Annotated in this window: 5 protein-coding genes and 1 pseudogene; 4 read left to right on the top strand and 2 right to left on the bottom strand. The window is 35.6% G+C overall.

Annotation, left to right across the window (positions count from 1 at the left end):
• Both K6G87_RS05665 and K6G87_RS05660 read right to left on the bottom strand, forming a co-directional pair.
• On the bottom strand, positions 1 to 268 hold a 268-nt coding region (locus K6G87_RS05665; RefSeq protein WP_330669766.1), incomplete at its 3' end, for a type I restriction endonuclease.
• Between the two features lie 16 nt (positions 269 to 284).
• Positions 285 to 578, bottom strand: coding sequence for a hypothetical protein (locus K6G87_RS05660; protein WP_296834838.1), 294 nt, complete (start codon positions 576 to 578; stop codon positions 285 to 287).
• Between the two features lie 15 nt (positions 579 to 593).
• Between K6G87_RS05660 and K6G87_RS05655 the strand changes: the two genes are divergently transcribed.
• The 4 genes and pseudogenes from K6G87_RS05655 to K6G87_RS05640 all read left to right on the top strand — a co-directional run.
• Complete coding sequence (locus K6G87_RS05655; RefSeq protein ID WP_296834836.1) at positions 594 to 1,271, top strand: hypothetical protein; 678 nt, start codon at positions 594 to 596, stop codon at positions 1,269 to 1,271.
• Between the two features lie 105 nt (positions 1,272 to 1,376).
• A complete protein-coding gene (locus K6G87_RS05650) occupies positions 1,377 to 1,601 on the top strand; it encodes a hypothetical protein (RefSeq protein ID WP_296834834.1) in 225 nt (74 codons plus the stop codon).
• Between the two features lie 29 nt (positions 1,602 to 1,630).
• Positions 1,631 to 4,735 (top strand): type I restriction endonuclease subunit R, encoded by a 3,105-nt coding sequence (locus K6G87_RS05645; RefSeq protein WP_296834833.1) that lies wholly within the window; start codon positions 1,631 to 1,633, stop codon positions 4,733 to 4,735.
• A 49-nt stretch (positions 4,736 to 4,784) separates the two neighbouring features.
• A pseudogene (locus K6G87_RS05640) lies at positions 4,785 to 5,012 on the top strand (AAA family ATPase); the annotation flags it as partial.

Genomic DNA, 5,012 nt, shown 5'->3' with positions numbered 1-5,012 from the left:
TGCCATTTTGTAAGTAATTCATAAAAGCTGTATTCTTCTGAATAATCGTACCGTTTTCGAAGTTCTTTAGCTTATAAAGTGCATCCTCGATTGCTGCATCCGACAGCGAAGGGTTCAGACGATGCAACGAATCATTCAACTCGTCATCATATATCGGACTTTTGAAATCTCTTTCCGTAAGATCCGGTCCATACAAATACTGATATCCCATGTTCTGGAATAACTCTACTATTGAGTTTTCATAATCTGCTTCAATGAATCCTGGCATATTCGGCCCCCTTCACTTAACAACTGCTTTTTAATTTCTCTTTTTCCTCATCTTTTTTCTGTAAATAATAGAATTCCTTCTGAGTCTCAATCTCTTCACGTAACTCCTCCTCTGTCGGAAGATATAATTTATACTTTGCCCTATCTTTACCTTCAAGCACTTCTTCATCAATTCTTTTTCCTATATACCAATTTCTAAGGACTAATGTAGTATCAACAGTCTGATATACAAATTGTTTTGCCTCATCAATAATAGTGCATACGTCCTTAACCAGATTGTTAGTATTTTCATATTTAATAATTGTATTCATTTCATCAGTCCTTTCTTGGTTAATATAAACGATAATTTAGAGCAACAAGCTCAATCCGTCTTTATGCATATATTCAAAGATAACGCATCCAATGTACCGGCTACCATAGCAGATATAGCTCTTAATGTTACCGACGGAGTACATAATACCGTTAAGGATGATCCGGAAGGACAATACCTTTTGCTGAGTTGCAAAAACATAAAAGGCGGTTCATTGAGTATTGGTGCATCTGAACGAAAAATCAATTCAGAAACCTTTGATAAATTGCGTCGTCGCACAAAACTGGCAAAAGGTGACATCCTTATATCCTCGGTTGGAACTGTGGGTGAACTTCTATTGCTTAACACTGAACCTACAAATTACGAATTTCAGCGAAGCGTAGCTATAGTAAAGCCTAATCCTGAGCTTGTTAGTTCTGCGTATGTATATGAAGCGCTTGTAGCCCAAAAAGCAGAGCTCATAAATGCAGCACATGGAGCGGTTCAGCAATGCTTATTTATCTCTGACATTGCTGGATTCCCTATTGGGATTCCAAATTCTAATGATCTTCACGCATTTGATGAAATTGTTATTCCAATGTTTGACACAATTTCTGCCAACCAAGTTGAAAATCAAAGGCTTGAAGCTATACGAGATACCTTGTTGCCGAAACTGATGTCCGGGGAGCTGGATGTATCAAACCTTGATATCTAAGCCGCTAAATTATCGTTTATTTTTATTTGAAAGAAAAATTGCGTGCAAAGACTAAAAAATGTGTAATGATATAAGAGTGAAGTTGATTTCTGAAAGGATACGATAATGAATATATCTATTATGTTTTCAAATATAGGGATAATAATGAATTCCGTAGGTTCTATTTTATGTATCTTGAAACTATTAAGAACAAAAGAGTCTTATGTTGGAACGGCTGAAGAGCATGACAATAAAACAAATGAATTTAAGAAAGAAGTGAAATATGTAAGTATAGGAGTCTTTTTTATAGTAATAGGAGCAGCTTTTCAGATTATTGGAAATGTGATATAGAAAGTTGTGGTGTATATAAGGAGTAAGGTATGAGTGCATATTACACAGAAGCTGATTATGAAAACTCAATAATAGAGCTTTTTCAGGGGATGGGTTATCAGCATGTTTATGGACCAGATATAGAAAGAGATTTTACTAACCCATTATATGAAACAGAATTATTAACTGCACTTTCTAGGATAAACCCAGATATGCCTGCTGATGCAATTTCTGATGCACTTTATAAATTAAAGAATTTTGAAAATGCAGAGTTGGTACAGAAGAATGCCGTATTTATGGATTATTTACAGCATGGTATCGAAGTACGTTATTTGGTAAAGGGAGAGGAACGCTCTGGATTGGTATATCTTGTTGATTATAACAATCCATCAAAAAATTCTTTTGTAGTTGCGAATCAATGGACTTTTATTGAAAACAGTAATAAGCGCCCGGATGTCTTGCTGTTTATTAATGGACTTCCGTTAGTTTTAATTGAATTAAAGTCCCCATCAAGAGAAGAAACAGATGCATCAGAAGCTTATACACAAATACGAAATTACATGCATGAGATTCCTTCAATGTTTATCTATAACTGTATCTGTGTAATGAGCGATCATCTCACATCTAAGGCAGGAACTATAACATCTGGTGAAGACAGATTTATGGAATGGAAGACTAAAGATGGCAATTATGAAAATACACAGTATGCTCAGTTCGATACTTTCTTTGAAGGTATATTTGAGAAGGAAAGATTCTTAGATATCATAAAGAATTTTATCTGTTTTTCGAGTGATGGAATAAAGAAAGCTAAGATTTTAGCCGGTTATCATCAGTATTTTGCTGTAAATAAAGCTGTACTATCTACTAAACATGCAACAGAGACAGATGGTAAGGGCGGTGTTTTCTGGCATACACAAGGTAGTGGTAAATCCTTATCTATGGTTTTCTATGCTCATTTACTTCAGGATGCATTAGAGAGTCCTACAATTGTTGTTATTACCGACAGAAATGATTTGGATGATCAGCTTTTTGGACAGTTTGCAAAGTGCAAGGATTTCTTGCGCCAGGAGCCGGTACACGCTGAGAGTAGAGAACATCTTAAGTCTTTATTAGATGGACGAAAGGCCAATGGCATTATCTTTACTACTATGCAGAAGTTTGAAGAATCTGATGAGCCATTATCAGAGAGACGTAACATAGTTGTTATGGCTGATGAAGCACATCGTGGTCAGTATGGTTTAAAAGAAAAGGTAGATGCTGAGACTGGTAAGATTAAGATTGGTACCGCGAGAGTTATAAGAAATAGCTTGCCAAATGCTACTTACATTGGTTTTACTGGTACACCTATTTCTATGAAAGATAGAAGTACTAGAGAAGTTTTTGGTGATTATATTGACATTTATGATATGACTCAGGCTGTAGAGGATGGAGCGACACGCCCTGTTTATTATGAGAGTCGTGTAATTAAACTTAAACTTGATCCAGATACTCTGAAATTAATTGATACAGAATATGACATCATGGCTAATAATGCAGATCCAGAGGTCATAGAAAAGAGCAAAAAAGAACTTGGCCAGATGGAGGCGATTCTTGGAAATGACGAGACCATTGCTTCGTTAGTTGATGATATTTTGGATCATTATGAGAATTATCGAGAAAATCTTTTGACAGGAAAAGCTATGATTGTAGCTTATTCTCGTGCGATTGCTTTAAAGATTTATAGACGTATTTTAGAGATTCGTCCTGACTGGGAAGAAAAAGTTGCAGTTGTTATGACAGAGAGCAACAAAGATCCAGAAGATTGGCGTGAAATAATTGGAAATAAGCGTCACAGAGATGAATTAGCAAAGCAGTTTAAAGATAATGAGAGCCCATTGAAAATTGCAATTGTTGTAGATATGTGGCTTACTGGATTTGATGTTCCATCCCTTGCTACCATGTATGTATATAAGCCTATGCAGGGATACAATTTGATGCAGGCTATTGCTCGTGTTAACAGAGTTTTCGGGGATAAAGAAGGTGGACTTGTTGTAGATTATGTTGGTATTGCATCAGCTCTTAAACAGGCAATGAATGACTATACAACAAGAGACAAAAAGAACTATGGTGATACAGATGTAGCTACGGTAGCATATCCAAAATTCTTGGAAAAGCTATCTGTTTGTCGTGATTTATTCCATGGCTATGATTATTCAAAATTTACTAATAGTACAGATTTAGAAAGATCGAAGGCAATTAGTGGTGCAGTTAACTTTATCGTTGATGTAAATAGAGAAAGAGAACGTGAAGACTTCTTGAAGGAAGCTTTATTGCTTCGGCAGGCCCTGTCATTGTGTTCTTCGCTTGCACCTGAAGAATTAAGAATTGAAGCAGCTTTCTTTGAATCTGTACGTGTTCTTGTAATGCGCCTAATGAATAAGGGGGAAGGAAAAAAGATTTCCTTGCCAGAAATGAACGCAAGAGTAAATGCACTCTTAGAACAGAGTATCAAGAGTAGTGGAGTGATCAATTTATTCTCTGATGTTAATGGAGAGTTTTCTTTATTTGATCCTAAATTCCTTGAAGAAATAGGCAAGATGAAGGAGAAAAACCTAGCTGTAGAATTATTGAAAAAATTGATTTCAGAGCAGGTAATTATTTATAAACGTACCAATGTGGTTAAGTCACAGAAGTTCAGTGAAATAATACAGCAGGCAATGAATAGGTATTTGAATGGAATGCTTACAAATGAGCAGGTTATTGAAGAACTTCTTAATCTTGCAAAGCAGATTCAGATTGCTCAACAGGAAGGACAGAAACTAGGCTTAACAGCAGATGAATTAGCATTCTATGATGCATTAACTAAACCACAGGCTATAAAGGATTTTTATGAGAATGAAGAATTGATAGCTATTACTAAAGAATTAGCGGATGCATTAAGAAAGAATAAGACGATAGATTGGCAGAAACGTGATTCCGCTAGAGCGAAAATGCGTATGCTGATTAAGAAACTTTTGAAAAAACATAAATATCCACCAGAAGGCATGGACGATGCTGTTCAGACTGTTATGCTTCAGTGCGAGCTTTGGACAGATAATACAGAGATGATGGAAGAAAGAGTTTCGAATTATGCTTCCAGATTGGGTGAGTATGTTTCAGAAATTAATAAGCAGTAGGACTATTAGATTCGTTTAGAGAAATAAGATTAAGGAAGAAGGTATTGTAATGACAGAACAATTCAAATGGGTGGATTTTTATGAGGAGTTTGCATCAAGGCTTCTTGAATATAAGAACAACAGAAAAGAGCTTATTGATAAGCTGGTAAAAGTTTATGACATTATTGGAATAAAACTTCCTAAGCTTGAAGCAAACGGTATACCGGCAGACATAGATCCGTTTACTATTTTTGGATTGTTCAACAAAGGTATTACAAATGACAATCGTATTTCTATT

It is taken from the genome of Butyrivibrio sp. (assembly GCF_024699075.1).
This window is presented reverse-complemented; position numbering and strand designations above follow the sequence as displayed.

Bases quoted from the DNA above. Each gene is read 5' to 3' on its own strand.
- K6G87_RS05650 (WP_296834834.1), top strand. From the start codon at position 1,377: ATGAATATATCTATTATGTTTTCAAATATAGGGATAATAATGAATTCC.
- K6G87_RS05660 (WP_296834838.1), bottom strand. From the start codon at position 578: ATGAATACAATTATTAAATATGAAAATACTAACAATCTGGTTAAGGAC.
- K6G87_RS05645 (WP_296834833.1), top strand. From the start codon at position 1,631: ATGAGTGCATATTACACAGAAGCTGATTATGAAAACTCAATAATAGAG.